Genomic DNA, 17187 nt, shown 5'->3' with positions numbered 1-17187 from the left:
ATTATGAAAAAACAATTGGTAGGCAGTTTGTTTGCATTGGCAATGACAGGACAGCTCTGTGGGCAGGGATTATATGAAAAATATGAACGTATGCTGACGCTTCCGGAAGGTTATGTGTGCTATCGTGTGGATGGAAAAATCAAGATAGATGGAAAACTGAATGAGGCCGAATGGCAAAAAACGCAACCAACGTCTTCTTTTGTAGATATAAGTGGAGAAGGTTTCCCTAGACCTTGCTATGAAACATCTGCCAAGATGTTATGGGATGATAATTATCTCTATGTTGGAGCCGTCTTACAGGAGGACGATATCAAGGCTAAGCTTAGTCAAAGGGATACAATTATCTATTATGACAATGACTTTGAGGTTTTTCTGGACCCTGATGGTGACGGGCAGAATTATTTTGAGATAGAGACTAATGCGAAGGGGGTAATTTTTGACCTGATGCTGGATAAGCCATACCGTTCCGGAGGTAACTTTATGATTCAGTGGGATTGTCCGGGACTTAAGCTGGCTGTTCATCGTGATGGCACTTTAAACAAATCAAAAGATAAGGACAAACAGTGGAGTGTGGAAATGGCCATCCCACATAAGGCCCTGACTGTGAATTTCTCCAATCCTGCCAAGGCTGGAAATTGGTGGCGTATAAATTTTTCTCGTGTGCAATGGCTGAAGCCTGGACAGCGTGAAGAAAACTGGGTGTGGATGCCTACCGGACGGATTGATATGCACATGCCTGACAGATGGGGCTTCCTGTATCTTTCTGATAAGGTGGTGGGAACAGGTACAGACTATTTTGAGTATCCTTATAATATGGCAGCCTATAAGTTGCTTTGGGCTATGTTCTATGCCCAATTGGATTATTATGCCAAAGAGAAAAATTATCTCCGCACTAAAGAAAACTTCTTCCTGACAGAAACTGAACTGAAGGATTTGCCTGCAGGTTCTGAAATATCGGTAGAAGCCACTCAACGTACGTTCTCTATGTCTGTTAGTGTTCCTGAAGAAAAAGTTCGTTATGTGGTGGACCATAATGGACGGTTTACTCGTGAAGCCATTGCTCCACGTCAGGTAAAGAACTGGGTATGGATGCGTATCAACAAAGGAAAGGGAGATGAGTATTATAAGAAATACTTTGCTTTGATGAAGGAATGTGGTATCAGCGGAGTAATGTTTGAAGGCTATGATGAGGATACTTACCGTATGTGTAAGGAAGCCGGTTTGGAAGCTCATTACTGGAAGTGGACAATGAACCGGAGAGAGGTTCGTGAAACGCATCCTGACTGGTTTGCCGTGAACCGTAAAGGAGAGTCAGGTTATGACAAGCCTGCATACGTGGACTATTACCGTTTCTTGTGTCCTAATCATGAAGGTGTGGCTGAATATTTGGCTGCTGATTATCTGAAAGAGGCAAATTTACCTTATGTAGATGGAGTTCACCTGGATTATGTACGCTTCCCTGATGTGGTGTTGCCGGTAAGCTTGTGGAAAAATTATGGAATCGAGCAGACTTCTGAATTGCCTGAATATGATTATTGTTATTGCGATGTTTGCCGCAAGATGTTCAAGGAAAAGACCGGAAAAGATCCGTTGGAACTGAAATATCCTATGGAAGACCAGTCATGGATAAATTTCCGTCTGGATGCAATCACGCGTGTGGTAGACAAGATAACGCAGACTATTAAGGCAGATGGAAAACGTATTTCTGCAGCAGTTTTCCCGGGTCCTTCCATGGCACGCAAGATGGTGCGTCAGGATTGGGGAGAATGGTCGCTTGATGCTTACTTCCCTATGATTTACAATGGCTTTTATTATGAAGGTCCGGAGTGGATTGGACGCTCGGTGAAAGAAAGTGTAAAGACAATCAATGGTCGTGCTAAGATTTATGCTGGTCTGATGTTCCCTGATATTAAGAATATATTCGAGCAGGCATTGGATGAGGCTTTCAATAATGGAGCCTCTGGAGTTTCGTTCTTTGATGGTCCGAATGAAGAGTATCTGTATAAATTTAAGGCTTACCTGGAAAAAAGAGGTTTTGAAGTTGTAAAATAATAAATTGAAAATATGAAGATAGTTAGTATGTTAGTTTCCTTGTTCGTGGCATTGAATGTGTTTGCGTCCGGACATAAGGAACTTCCTGCAAAAGGAGATTTTAATTTGACTGTGTTTGACAAGGAGAATGTTCGCTTCGTTCCGGATACGTATGCGGGATATTCTGAAGCCGATGCTGATGGAGTCATTCATCTGGTGAATGGTCGTATTATATTGAAGAAGATTCAGATACCCGATTACAAGAGGGATGTAACAGTCAGTCTTAAGGTGACGGTAGCTTCCAATGGAGACCGTTGGGATAAGTCCGGTTCTTGTTTTGTGCTTCCAAAAAAATCTGCTGTGAATCTGTTGAGTATCGCACAGGGAAAGAAGAAATTTCCGCAAATCGATAGCTTGAAATTAGAAAACATGATTGGGATTGTCCCTGGAAAGGATTATTTGCCTACGATAGAACTAATGCGCTTCATGACACCTTTCGGTGTTGGGTATTATAGTGAAGAAGATGATTCATTATCCAGCAGACGTCGCCCGGTATACATTCCTAAATGGGAAAAATGTGTACAATGGGAGCAGGATATCACAGATTTATATTCTGCACTTAAAGGTGAGGTGTATGTTGGTATATTTATTGATACTTGGACAAAAGAAGGTTATGTGGCCAGCATGGAACTGAAATTCAAGGAGACACATGTAGCATGTGAAAAGCTTGTTAGTCGTCATGTAGAACCGTTGATGAATACAGTGTACTATATCGGTCAGTCTTATCCGGATATATTTGCCCGTAAGTCTGTATCTACTGATTTTGAGCTTCCTAAGAATGCGAAGAATGTTCGCCTGAAATATATTGTTACAGGACATGGAGGTCATTCCGGAGGCGATGAATTTGTTCAGAAACGCAATATTCTCTCTATAGATGGAAATGAGGTTTATAGCTTTATACCTTGGAGAGACGATTGTGCTTCTTTCCGTCGTTTCAATCCTGCTACCGGTGTATGGCTTATAAAGCGTCTGGCTGCTTATATAGGTAAGGACGGTTACAAGACTAAAGAAGTAGAGGAACCATTGGCTTCTTCTGACTTGTCACGTTCAAACTGGTGTCCAGGGTCGGATGTGTTACCGGAGGTTGTTGAACTCCAGAACTTACAGCCAGGAAAACATACTTTTACTGTCAGTATACCTGAAGCGCAGCCTGTACATAAGAGTGAACTGAATCATTGGCTGGTATCTGCTTATTTGGTATGGGATGAATAAAAATAGATTTAAATCATAGATAATTTGATAAAAAAGTTCGTCGGATTACTCAATAAAAGAATCCGACGGACTTTTTTTATTGAGTAATAGTTTTTCTGTTAACTACTGTCATTAATTTTGTAATCCGAACTATGTCAATATTATGATATTGGAGTATATGGGCTTTTCTTAAAGCTAGATTTATATAGTGTGGATAATATTTTGTGTAGTAAAATTTCTTGAATATTATATTGGAAATAATTTATAAAATACCTATTTTTGGCTCGAATTTGAAACTTGTTAACAAATTGTATTTATGAAAAATAAATTGATTCTTTTTTCACTATTATTGTGTAGCAATTCTCTAAGTTTTTCAGCGACTAATGAAAAGTCGGTAGCATTGCCTTATTGGCAGGATATACAGACTGTAAGTGTAAATCGTGTGGAACCTCGTTCTGCTTTTATGACTTATGCGGACAAAACTCAGGCTATGAGTGGTAAATATGAATCCAGTCCTTATTATAAGTTACTAAACGGGGTGTGGAAATTCTATTACACTGACTCTCATCGTAATCTTCCTGCCGACATTACCGAAAAGAATACAGATGTATCCGGCTGGAACGATATAAAAGTACCTGGAAACTGGGAAATGCAGGGTTATGGGGTCGCTATTTACACAAACCATGGTTATGAGTTCCAACCAAGAAATCCACAACCTCCAAAGCTTCCGAATGATATACCTGTAGGTGTGTATCGTAGAGATCTGAATATACCATCTGACTGGAAAGGTAGAGATATTTATCTTCATATAGCCGGAGCAAAGTCAGGTTGTTATGTATATATTAATGGAAAGGAAGTAGGGTATAATGAGGATTCCAAAAATCCGGCAGAGTATCTTATCAATGATTATCTGGAAGAGGGACAGAATGTATTGACTCTGAAAATATTCCGTTGGAGTACAGGCTCATACCTGGAATGTCAGGATTTCTGGCGTATGAGCGGTATAGAGAGAGATGTGTTTGTCTATTCTCAGCCTAAGGCTTCTGTTAGTGATTTCCGTGTGACTTCCACTCTTGATGATTCGTACAAGAATGGTATCTTCCGTCTGGCCATAGATATGAAGAACAGCCGTAGTACAACAGCCAATCTGGAGGTGAGCTATGAACTCGTTGACAAACAAGGAAATGTTATAGCACAGGAAAACAAGAATGTATCTGTTGACTCTAAAAAAGAAAACACAGTTGTTTTCAATAAAGAAATTCCACAGGTAAAAACATGGTCGTCTGAGGCTCCTAACCTTTATAAAATGTTTATGACTGTAAAGGAGAACGGAAAGGTTACAGAAGTAGTACCGTTTAATGTTGGTTTCCGAAGAATAGAGATAAAGCAAATTGATCAGAAATCAGCCGACGGAAATAATTATACGGTGTTGTTGGTCAATGGTCAGCCAATCAAGCTGCGAGGAGTAAATATCCATGAACATAATCCTGAAACAGGACATTATGTGACTGAGGATCTTATGAGAAAGGATTTCGAACTGATGAGACAAAATAACCTGAACACAGTACGTCTGTGTCACTATCCTCAGGACAGACGTTTTTATGAATTGTGCGACGAATATGGTATTTATGTCTATGATGAGGCAAACATTGAAAGCCACGGAATGTATTACAACTTGAAAAAAGGTGGTACATTGGGAAATAATCCTGAATGGCTGAAACCACATTTGTATCGTACTATCAACATGTTTGAACGTAATAAGAATTATCCTTCACTTACATTCTGGTCGCTTGGAAATGAGGCTGGAAACGGTTACAACTTCTATCAGACTTATCTGTGGGTGAAAGAAGCCGATAAGGATATTATGAATCGTCCGGTGAATTACGAACGTGCCCAGTGGGAATGGAACTCGGATATGTATGTACCTCAATATCCAAGTGCATCATGGTTGGAGTCTATAGGTAAGAAAGGAAGCGACCGTCCTGTTGCACCTTCTGAATATGCTCATGCTATGGGTAACTCTACTGGTAGTCTTTGGGACCAGTGGAAAGCTATATATAAGTATCCTAATCTTCAGGGTGGTTACATTTGGGACTGGGTTGACCAGGGCTTGAAGGTAAATACTGAAGATGGCGGTTTCTTCTGGGCTTATGGAGGTGACTTCGGAACAAATATGCCAAGCGACGGTAATTTCTGCTGCAATGGTATCGTCAGTCCTGACCGTACTCCTCATCCTGCCATGAATGAGGTGAAGTATGCTCACCAGCATGTCGGCTTCGAGATGAAGGATGGAGAAAATGGTATATTCAATGTTACAAACCGTTATTACTTTACAAATCTTAAGAAATATATGATTACATATATTGTGAAGGAGAATGATAAGGTAATTCGTCGTAATAAGGTATCAATGGATATTGAACCGCAGGCAAGTAAAGAACTTAAAGTAGATGTAAGCGGTCTGAAGCAGAAAGTAGGTACTGAATATTTTGTTGAGTTCAGTGTAACTACCGTGGAACCTGAAACACTTGTTCCTGCCGGATTTGAACTGGCACATGACCAGTTCCGTTTGCCTGTAGAACCTCTTGAGCGTGAATTCGCAGTTTCCGGTCCGGCTCTTAAGTGCAGTACTGAAGGCAATATTTTAAGCGTATCTTCTTCAAAGGTTAATTTCAAGTTCGATAAGAAAAGCGGTCTTGTTATTTCCTATAAAGTTGGAGGAACAGAATATTTCAGCGAAGGTTTCGGTATACAGCCTAACTTCTGGCGTGCTCCAAACGACAATGATTACGGAAGCCAGATGCCTAAACGTCTGCAGATATGGAAACAGTCAAGCAAAAACTTCAATGTAGTGGATGCTTCTGTAGAGATGGAAGGTAAGGATGCTGTACTGAAAGCTACATATCTTCTGGCTGCAGGAAACCTTTATATTGCAACATATCGTATACATCCTTCAGGAGTTGTAAAAGCTGACTATACCTTTACTTCTACTGATATGGAGGCAACAAAGACCGAATTGTCTGAAGCAACTCTTATGGCTACTTTCACTCCGGGAAATGATGCTATCCGCAAGGAAAGTTCAAAACTTGTTGTACCTCGTATAGGTATCCGTTTCCGTATGCCGGCCAATATGAATCATGTTACATATTTCGGTCGCGGACCTGAAGAAAACTATATTGACCGTAATAACGGTACACTCGTTGGTCTCTATAAGAACACAGCTGATGATATGTATTTCCCATACGTACGTCCTCAGGAAAATGGTCATCATACAGATACCCGTTGGCTTACTGTAGGCAAGAAAGGTGGAAAAGGTCTTACAATTTATGCTGACCAGACTATAGGATTCAATACATTGCGCAATTCTATAGAAGATTTCGACGGTGAGGAAGCTACATACTGCGACTATCAGTGGAACAATCGTGATGCTGAAGAACTCAAGCATGATGTCTCGACTGCTAAAAATATCAAGCCAAGACAGACTCACATCAGTGATATCAAGCCACGCGACTTTGTTGAGGTATGCGTAGATATGAAACAGATGGGTGTAGGTGGATACGACAGTTGGGGTGCTATTCCTGACAAACAGTATCTTATCCCTGCTAATCAGGAGTATAAGTGGGGATTTACTCTTGTACCTTCCAGATGATATTGAGGTGAAATTAATACTTCAAATATATGTTTTAATATTCTGAAAAATAAATTATAAAATAAAGTCCCGAAACGGAAAATCCTAGTGAATTCCATTTCGGGACTTTTGCTTTCTGATTTATTACTATATATCGTTATAAAATTTTCTTACTTACGTATCTTGCAACCGTACATTCCATAATATAAAATAAACAGGAAACAAGGTAAACATAACCAATATGCCTGTTGTGCACCACAAGCATCTTTCAACCAGCCATAGACAGTAGGTATAACAGCACCACCGAACATAGCCATAATCAGAAGTGATGAACCTGTTTTCGTAAATCTGCCGAGGTCAGCTATAGCCAAAGGCCAAAGTGCAGGCCACATCAACGAACAACCCAAAGCCATTAAAGATACAAAATAGATTGAAATGTCAGAAGGGGTGATAACCACAAGTATGGAACCGATTATGGCAACTATAGAGCAAATTTTCAATGCTGTAGCTTGGCTGATATAGCGTGGAATAAATATTATGCCACATATATATCCTATAACGATTCCTATAGGTGCTATCCATGCATAGTTGGCAGCATTTGCCAGACCTATTGAGTTGGCATAATCTACTAGTGTACCCAATGAAACAGTTTCTACTCCTACATAAAGGAACAGTGCTATACACCCTAACAATAAATGTGGAAATTGGAATACTGATGTTTTTCCTGGGTTATTCGATTCGTTAGCGGTACTGTCTGCAGGGGCATCTTCTCCTTCTGCCTTTACTTCCGGTAATGGAGCGAAAAATGCCATTATACCAAGAATAACAAATGCTAATATGATAATAAGAAAAGGAGATTCGAGGTCGGAAATACCAATCATGTTTACATCTTTTCCAATTAGCCATACGATAAAAATTGAAGGTATAGGCCATGCAAGCTTGTTACAAATACCCATAATGCTGATACGCTTGGCTGCGCTTTCCAAAGGACCGAGTATCGTTATATATGGATTTACCGATGCTTGGAGATAAGCATTGGCTGCTCCACTTACGAATGATGCCAGAAGGAACAATGTGAAACTGCCACCATTTGCTGACAGAATAAAAAGATAAAATGCAACCGCAAATATAAAGAAGGACAGTGACATTGTTTTCTTATATCCTATTGCTTTTATAGTTAGTCCGGCAGGATAACCGAATAACAGAAAAGGTATAAATGTTGCTGCAATAATCAGGTATGAGGCAGCATTTGATATTTTTAATGAACTTTGGAGTACTGGTACCAGTAATGAATTGATACCTAATGCAAAACCTATGGCAAAAAACATTATTCCGATGAAGGCCAATGGTATTATCGTTTTGTTGTTTGAGGTCATTTGATGTAAAAAATAAGGTTATAAAATAAAATACAGTGTAGGAACCGTTTTGAAGATTTGGCCCCTACACTGGTGAAATTAAATCTAAAAGTGTATTGTTTTTATTTGCTCCAGTCTTTTGCTCCAGCTTCTTTCAATTTAGCAGTATATGCTTTAGCTTTTTCCATAGCTGCTGTTTCGTCTTCAGTTGAAGCGTATGCATGTCTGTAACCTTTAATTTTGTTCCATTCTCCACGAGTAAAGTCAGGGAAAGCAACAGGTACGCAACCATTATCCATTGAAAGTTCGCCCAGCTCAGCCAGACAGCACCATTCAGCCAGATCGTACACATCCATATCAAGTGGAAGACCATTCTGAAGGCAATAAACCAGACGTGCATCCATTATAAAGTCCATACCGCCGTGTCCGCCTACTTCCTTGGCCATTTCACCGTATTTTTTCAGGATAGGATGCTGGTATTTCTCTACCAATGCTTCTTTTTCTTCTTTTGGAAGGAAACCGTGTGCACTTAAATCATCTACTTTAGGCTGTACTCCTGAAGCTGTCAACTGTTCTGCTCCTACAGCATATCCCTGAACAGGATATTTGTTGGCAAATCCTTTTGTACCGGTTAGTTGGTATAGTCTGTTGTAAGGTTGTGGAGTCATTACGTTGTGCTGTATTTCTATAACTTTCCCATTTTCGGTACGTATAAGTGTTGTAGTGTGGTCTCCATTACGGAAATTTTCGCATAAAGAATCAGTGGCAGCTTCTACCAAAGCTTTCCCCACCACTGATTTCGTATCCATAGCAACTAAAGTTTTCATTCTGTCGCCACGATGAATGTCAAGAGCTTGAGCTACAGGACCAAGGCCGTGAGTGGCATATACGTCTCCACGGTTTCTCATATTATAATCAAGGCGCCAGCCGAGTTTGTCATTTTCGCCGTTTTTCCAATAGTGTTTCCAGAAAGGACTTAAATCATGTATGTAAGCTCCTTGCGCACGAATTACCTCGCCGAATACTCCTTGCTGTGCCATGTTGAGAGTGTTCATCTCAAACCAGTCATAACAGCAGTTTTCGAGAATCATACAATGTCTTTGCATTTTTTCACTGAGGTTTACAAGACTCCAGCATTCTTTGAGGTTCATTGCAGAAGGAACTTCAATAGCAACATGCTTACCATTTTCCAAAGCGCATTTAGCAACCGGGTAATGGTGCAACCAGTCTGTTGCTATATATACCAAATCAATATCGTCTCTTTTGCAAAGCTCTTCATATCCTTTTTCACCTGAATATATGGCAGCTTTAGGGAGTGAAGCCTCTTTAAGGTATTTCTGGCATTTTTCAGCACGTTTCTCTTCAAAGTCGCATAAGGCAACAATGTGTGTACCAGGTATGTGTGTGAATCTTTGTACAGCTCCAGGACCACGCATTCCCAAACCTACAAAACCAACTCGTACTACTTCCATTTTTGGAGCAGCAAATCCCAATACACTTTTTTGTCCGGCTTCACGCTCAGGACTTTTTACAACTATAGTTCCGTCGTTCCATGTCCATTCTGTTCCATGAACATTAATGTTCTCAGAAGAAGGTTTTGGAGAACATGCATACAATGATGCGCATAAAGCTAATATAAATAGTTTTTTCATGAGTATTTATTTCCATCCCGTGTTATTAATTCTATAGAGAGGGATGGCTTATCCCTATAGAATAAAGATTATTTACTCATTTTATAAATTTGGTTGGCAGCAAGAAGGAAGGCTCCTACTCCATAAACTTCTGTCATGTCTCTTGTGACCTTTTTGGGATCGGCTCCAATAGGTTGAACATAGCCAAGTTTACCGTCTTTCTCAACAGCCTTGACAAGAGCTTCCCAACCTTTTTCTACTACTGGCATCACCGTTTCTTTATCCAGTAATCCTTCATTGACACCGTATGCCAGTGCATATACGATGAAGCCTGTAGCGCTTGTTTCTGGTGATGGGTAAGAATCCGGATCCAACAAACTAGCATGCCAATAACCGTCTTTACCTTGTAATTCTGCTATACGATATGAAAGTTCCACAAAAAGATTTTCATAAAAATCACGATGCATATTTATTTCAGGAAGTTCCTGAAGAATCTCTGTCAGTCCTCCTAATACCCAACCGTTACCTCTTCCCCAAAATACTTTTTTACCGTTTGCTTCTTTTTTTCCAAAATATCTTCTGTCGCGGTAGAAGAGTTTTTCTTCTTTGTCATAGAGATAATCGTATGTGGCTTTATATTCCTGATTCAAGAAGTCTATGTATTTTTTATCTTTTGTAAGCATATACATTTTTGCGTATACAGGAGGAGCCATAAACAATGCGTCACACCATGACCAGCGGTCAAGAGTAGCCATATTTCTATAATCCAGTTCCAAATTACTGTCTGATGGATGGTTGATTACAAATTCAGTACGAGCCAGTACAGGAAGTATCATATTACGCTCACCGTATTTTTTATACATATCTATGAAGACTTGACCTACAGCGATAAAATCAGCATGATACATGTATTTACCCATTTGCCAATGATTCCTTCTTCCTATTTTTTTTAACCAGTCATAATAATATGAATCATTGTCTTCCGACTCCCTTAGCTCTGCCCAGTCAATCATTCCCATGTATAAGGCAGCATTTGTCCAACTCAAATCATCGTGTTCATTTCCAGTTGGCGGATTGGCTATTTGCCAGTCAGCAACTCTTTTCATAATTTCTTTTACTTCGGATTTTTTGAAAGAGCTCTGTGCGTTCAGTGTCGAATTAAATAATAAAGAGCAGAATAATAGTATTAAATATTTCATAAGTTTATAATGATTATATGTTTTTCGTTTTGTAAAAATACTAATAGTTACCTTATAGTATATGCCAACAATGTTTTACATCATAACAATTTACTGTTTTTGGATGATTATGGTATATAATTTGGATATTTTTGTCACATCAGACTATGAATAATACTCGTTTTTTGTATATTTGCAATTAATGTTAACAAATACAGTAATGAGAAAAACGGCAAGAATCTTATTCATATTTATTACTTTATTCTTTTCTATAAATATATATTCTCAGAATTTATATTTCAAGCATTTAGGTATAAACGATGGGTTGTCTCAAATATCTATTCCGTCAATTTATCAGGATGAGTATGGAGTTATGTGGATTGGTACTACTGAGGGTATCAATAGATATAATGGAATATCAATGATAAAGCGTCTTGATAAAAATGATGAAAACAGATGGTTTAATAGGAATATAACCAAGATTACAGGAAATAAGAATGGTGATTTGTTTTTTATAACTGGAAATAACCTGATTAAATCCGAATTAAAGACATTCGATGCATTATGTATAAAAGATAAAGTAAATGATATTTTTTCTGAAAAAGATACATTATGGATTGCAGCTAGTGATGGCATTTATTATTATGACGGTGATAAGACAAATCAGTTCTTTTCATTAAAATCACAGAATAATAATACACGTTTTGTTTCTATATATGCTAAAGGTCAGAATATCTATGCGGCTACAACTGCCGGTGTTTATATTGTTGATAGAAATAATGGACGTTTGCTGAATGTCAATGAAAATTTGAATGGGACTATAAGGAATATATTTATTGATTCCGTCAATAATATATGGGTTGCTACGTGGAATGGTGTATATAAAATAGCCTCTGATAATGGTATTGAGAAATTCACTTCAGCCAATAGTCAAGGTAACATAACGCATAACCAAGCACGAGCAATACTTGAGGACGATTTAGGGAATATTTGGATTGGAACTTACAGGGGATTGGACTGTTATAATATAAATACAGGAAAATGGAAACATTTTATTCAGCATGGAGAGTCATCAAACACTTTGAGTCATAATTCCATACTGTCATTATATAAGGATAATAATGGTAATATCTGGGCAGGTACATATTTTGGTGGTATAAGTATATTTAATCCTAATCCGGATTCTGTTAATTTTTATCATTCATCTTCCATTAGAGAAAATTGGCTGAATTTTAATGTCGTAGGTGAAATGGCTAAAGATTCCGATGATAATCTGTGGATATGTACAGAAGGAGGAGGAATAAATATTTTAAATTTAAATAGTGGTGAGTTCAGACATTTGAAGCATATCGCTGATGATTTTTCTACTCCAGGAAGCAACAATCTTAAATCAATATATTTTGACTATGAAAGTGCTAAGATCTATATTGGTACACATTTAGGGGGACTATATGTTTATGACACAAAATTAAATAAGGGATATAGGGTAAAACATAACGGATTGTCCAATGATATTATTAACAAGATTATTCCTTATAAAAATGGATTGCTACTTCATACCCAAAGTAAAGGTATCGTTTATATGGATACATCGACTGATATCTTGAGTGAATTGCAGTTGGATGATGAAGCAAGAAAAATCTTAAATAAAAGATACGCATACGAAACTATTGCGCTTGACAGCCGAAACCGTTTGTGGTTGGGGCATGCAAATGGTGTAGTGACATGCGTCAATTTGGACAATTCACACATAGAACAGTATGAACTTGATCCAATAAGGAAAAGTTGCATATCATATATTTATGAAGACACGAGAGGAGAAATATATGTATGTACATTAGGTTCAGGTTTGTATCATTATATTAATCATAAGAATGTCTTCCTGTCGACGTCACTTGACAGTGGAACAATTACTAATGAATATTGTTATTGTATATGTGCCTCTAGAGAGAAAAACTATCTGTATGTACTTCATTCAGAAGGACTTGCTCTTTTTGATGCTGTAAACGATAAAATAATATATAGCAGTAGAATATTTAATCAGAGTTATGGTCATGGATCCAGAATCTATAGAGATGAAAATAATCTTTATATTGGAGGAACAAATGGATTGTCGGTGATTAAAGAAAAGGGATTGTTGTACGATAGAATAGAAAGAAAAATTTATTTTGACAGATTATTTATTTATAATAATGAAATAACATCTGGTGATGGTACTAATATTCTTTCTGATGTCTTGTCTGCTACTAAGAAATTGAGTTTAAAGCATAACCAGAACAATATTACATTTGAAATATCTTCGTATAGTTATTTATATAATATAAACAATTCATACGAATATAAACTTCATGGTTTTGATAATAGTTGGAACATATCAACCAGTAACAGAATAACTTATACAAATCTTCCGTATGGTAATTATAGATTGGAAGTTAAGTCGGTATTGCCTGAGGAAATCAGTACAACACCAACAAACAGTATAGATATTTGTATAACTCCTCCTTTCTATGCGACTTCACTTGCCTATATATTTTATGTTATAATTGTTATACTGGTTCTTGGTGCTGTAGTTGCTGTTATAATACGTCAGACGTCATTACGTACCAGTCTTGTATATGAGAGAGCTGAAAAAGAACGTATTGAAGACTTAAACAAAATGAAAATAAACTTTTTCACTTCTATTTCGCATGAAATAAGAACTCCGTTAACGTTAATATTAGGACAGATAGAGAGTCTGCTGCATTCAGATAACATAAGTTTGTCGATAAACAACAAATTGCAGAAAGTATACAGGAATGCATGGAATCTCAGGACCCTAATAACTGAACTGCTTGATTTTCAGAAAATAGAGGAAGGACAGATGAAATTGCATATTGAAGAAGTTGAGATAACCAATTTCATTAAACAGATTTATTCTTCGTTCATCGATTATTCAAAACAGAAAAATATTAATTATCATTTTTCATCATCGGTAGGTTTGCAAACAATATGGTGCGATCCTAATCAGATGCAAAAGGTTTTCTCGAATATAATATTGAACGCATTGAAATATACTCCAGATGGTGGTAATGTGGATATAAGTATAAAAAAACAGAATTTTGAGTTGGTAATATCTGTTAAAGATACAGGTATTGGTATGACATCAGAAGAAATAGAACAAATATTCAATCAAATTTTAATTAAAGACAATACTTCAAAGAGGTTTGATATAGAAGGTACAGGCATAGGATTGACATTGGCAAAGAATATAATTGAAATGCACCATGGTTCAATTCATGCTTTGAGTGATAAGAATAATGGTTCAGAGTTTGTTGTTAAATTACGTTTGGGAAATGCACATTTTACCAGTGAGGAGTTGGCAAGAAATAATGAAAATAGTTTTGTATTGCCATCGGATAATACTATTGATATTCCGGTGCATATTGTTGATAAAAATATTGAGCTAGAAGAAACTCCTGAAAAAAATGATGCAAAGCCACATGTTTTAGTTGTTGTTGATAACGAAGATCTGAGCTCAATATTGAATGATATCTTATATTCATCATATACTCTCCATTTTTCAAAAGACTTATCTTCTGCTTTTGATATGGCAAATGAAATACATCCTGATATTATAATAGCTGAAATGACTGTGAATGATTCTTCTGGTAAAGATCTTTGTTATAGGATAAAGAATAATATTGAGTTGAATAATATCTCTATAATACTTCTTACCAATGATTTGGCTTCCGAGACTGTAGTTGAAGCCTTTATGGCTGGTGCGGATGATTGTATATTGAAGCCGTTTGATGTACGTGTATTACAGGCCAGATGTAGAAATCTTATAAAGAACAAGAAAAGAATTGTCGCATGGTGTGGAGATAACATAATTCCTCAAACAACAGAGGATGATGCAATTAGCGATTCAGATAGAAAATTGTTGAAGAAATGTATTGATATAATACGTGAAAATTTTGAAAATGCGGATTTTGATGTAAATGTATTGGCAAACGAATTGTGTATGGGACGCAGTAAGCTGTATAATAAATTTAAACAGATAGTAGGAATGCCACCTAATGAATTTATTATAAAAATAAAAATGGAAGAGGCAATGAATCTGATTAAGGAGAATCAGGAACTGAATATCTCCGAAATATCTTTGAAGTTAGGCTTCTCTTCTCCTAGGTATTTTAGTAAGTTGTTTAAAACATTCTATGGTACTACGCCACAAAATATTAGACGTTCTTGAAAAATAAATAATGGACTATGTTCTAATCGGGAACATAGTCCATTAGACTATATAATACTTAATTACCAGTTAGGGTTTTGGCTAAGCTCGGTATTAGCACTAATTGCACTTTTTGGGATAGGTCTCAGATAATCTTTTTCCGGATTAAAAGAACGTCTTTCAGCTTTATAGTTTGTACCACCATAAGCATCAATGTATTGTTTTCCGTCTTTTGCTACAAATACGTGTATTGGGTTTTTGCCTTCGTTTGGAGCACCGGCTTTTGTGATTTCACCATCGTATCTAGGATTTTCAAAATCAGAATCTTCCAGACGGATGCCCAATGGACGTTCAGCAAGTTTGTCACCCCAAGCCCAACGCATCAAGTCCTGATAACGAAGATATTCGAAACTTAATTCAACGCGGCGTTCACGTCTGATTTCTACCAATAGAGAAGATATTCCTCTGTCTGCATATTTCGGGTCCATTTCCGGTTCTACTGATAAATGAGGCATATCAACACGGTCTCTAAGTACATTAATGGTTAGGTCGAGTACATCCTGATTACATTCACCCTTTTCTGCTTTTGCTTCAGCATAATTTAAAAGTACTTCAGCATATCTGAACAAAGGATAATCCTGTGTCTCTTTACCGAATCCCTTCTTGTCCTGTTCACGAATGTAATATTTGATAGGATGATAACCAGTCAGAGTTGGCCAAGTTTGCATATTACCAATACGAGGGAATGTCTTCTTGGCATGTGTGATATCGATAAACAAATCTTTGGCTGCTTCATTTCCAGGTGCAAGGAATGTTTGTGATAATCTAGGGTCTCTGTTGGTGAATTCCAGTTCCGGTGTATCGTTACTATATTCGCGGCTTAATCCAACAGGTCTGGCTTTACCGTCACTGTCTAAACAAAGGAAATCGTCAACAAAATCTTTTGTACCACCATTTCTCAGATTGATAGTATATCCACACATACGGTGCATATCAAGAGGATCTGCATACTTACGGAACAAAATCACTTCTTTATTGGTTGAAAGATCGTCTGTAGTGAATAATGCTGTATAATCTTCTTGAGGTTTTCCGGTGTCATGTATTTCATATCCCATTTCCATTAATTCTTCAGAAGCGCTGATACAAGCATCCAAGAATTCCGTCTCATCTCCCAACTGATGATATTTTCTGTATGTACCTTCATAAAGTCCTATACGTGATTTAAGTGCCAAAGCTGCACCTCTTGTGATACGGTTTCCTCCCCATTCATCTTCTGGAAGACATTTACATGCTTCACTGATATCTGAGAGGACCTGAGCCATAACTTCTTTACGTGGTGTTCTTTTTGCAAACAACTCAGGAGAATCTGTTGTTAATGGTGTTGTGATCAAAGGTACATCACCATAATATTGAACCATATAAAGATAGAACCAAGCACGGAAAAACAATGCTTCTCCAACGTATGGTTTCTTGGCTTCTGCTGAAGCTTGGACTTTATCATAATTAGCCAAAAAAACATTTATTCTGCGTAGCAGAGTCCAGTTCCATGAAACATAGTTTGTTCCACCACTAGGTACATTTTCAATACCTGCAGCTATGGCTGAAGCCCATGTCTGACTACCATCCATAGTAGCAAAATTATCTGACATAGCTTCCATGCTGTATGGGCCTGTTACTTTTACGCTATATGGATCGCTATGGAATCCTATCATGAATTTATAACTGCCAATGTTTGCAGCTTCATTATAAATACCGTTACAATAAGCTTCCAGGTCTGATGTAGTTTTCCAAAATGCGACATCATTCAAGTCATTTGTAGGGGTGCGGTCTAAAAAAGAGTCATTACAAGCACTGAATGTAAAAGCCATTGCACCCAATATCATATATTTATATAAATGTTTCATTGTTT

At 37.5% G+C, this 17187-nt stretch carries 8 protein-coding genes; 4 read left to right on the top strand and 4 right to left on the bottom strand.

Features of this window, described 5'->3' with window-relative positions:
* Positions 1-3: 3 nt before the first annotated feature.
* The 3 genes from Q0486_RS03705 (at position 4) to Q0486_RS03695 (ending at position 6928) form a co-directional block, all read left to right on the top strand.
* Positions 4-2052: a sugar-binding protein gene (locus tag Q0486_RS03705; RefSeq protein ID WP_299230351.1), complete on the top strand. Its 2049-nt coding sequence runs from the start codon at positions 4-6 to the stop codon at positions 2050-2052.
* 12 nt (positions 2053-2064) lie between these two features.
* Complete coding sequence (locus Q0486_RS03700) at positions 2065-3303, top strand: PNGase F N-terminal domain-containing protein (protein WP_299230350.1); 1239 nt, start codon at positions 2065-2067, stop codon at positions 3301-3303.
* Positions 3304-3598: 295 nt separating this feature from the next.
* On the top strand, positions 3599-6928 hold the full coding sequence (locus Q0486_RS03695) for a glycoside hydrolase family 2 TIM barrel-domain containing protein (protein WP_299230349.1): 3330 nt from the start codon (positions 3599-3601) through the stop codon (positions 6926-6928).
* A gap of 149 nt (positions 6929-7077) precedes the next feature.
* On the opposite strand, the gene gluP is transcribed toward Q0486_RS03695, so the two are convergent.
* The 3 genes from gluP to Q0486_RS03680 form a co-directional block, all read right to left on the bottom strand.
* Positions 7078-8283 (bottom strand): glucose/galactose MFS transporter, encoded by a 1206-nt coding sequence (gene gluP / locus Q0486_RS03690; RefSeq protein WP_299230348.1) that lies wholly within the window; start codon positions 8281-8283, stop codon positions 7078-7080.
* Positions 8284-8384: 101 nt separating this feature from the next.
* Positions 8385-9914, bottom strand: a complete 1530-nt coding sequence (locus tag Q0486_RS03685; RefSeq protein WP_299230347.1) for a Gfo/Idh/MocA family oxidoreductase — start codon at positions 9912-9914, stop codon at positions 8385-8387.
* Between the two features lie 68 nt (positions 9915-9982).
* A complete protein-coding gene (locus tag Q0486_RS03680; protein ID WP_299230346.1) occupies positions 9983-11092 on the bottom strand; it encodes a glycoside hydrolase family 88 protein in 1110 nt (369 codons plus the stop codon).
* Between the two features lie 199 nt (positions 11093-11291).
* Between Q0486_RS03680 and Q0486_RS03675 the strand changes: the two genes are divergently transcribed.
* Entirely contained in the window at positions 11292-15299 is a 4008-nt protein-coding gene (locus tag Q0486_RS03675) for a two-component regulator propeller domain-containing protein (RefSeq protein WP_299230345.1), read from the top strand.
* Between the two features lie 62 nt (positions 15300-15361).
* Here the strand turns inward: Q0486_RS03675 and Q0486_RS03670 are convergent, their stop codons facing one another.
* Positions 15362-17182, bottom strand: a complete 1821-nt coding sequence (locus tag Q0486_RS03670; RefSeq protein WP_299230344.1) for a RagB/SusD family nutrient uptake outer membrane protein — start codon at positions 17180-17182, stop codon at positions 15362-15364.
* Positions 17183-17187 lie beyond the last annotated feature (5 nt).

Source organism: uncultured Bacteroides sp. (assembly GCF_937912035.1).
GTDB lineage: Bacteria > Bacteroidota > Bacteroidia > Bacteroidales > Bacteroidaceae > Phocaeicola.
This window is presented reverse-complemented; position numbering and strand designations above follow the sequence as displayed.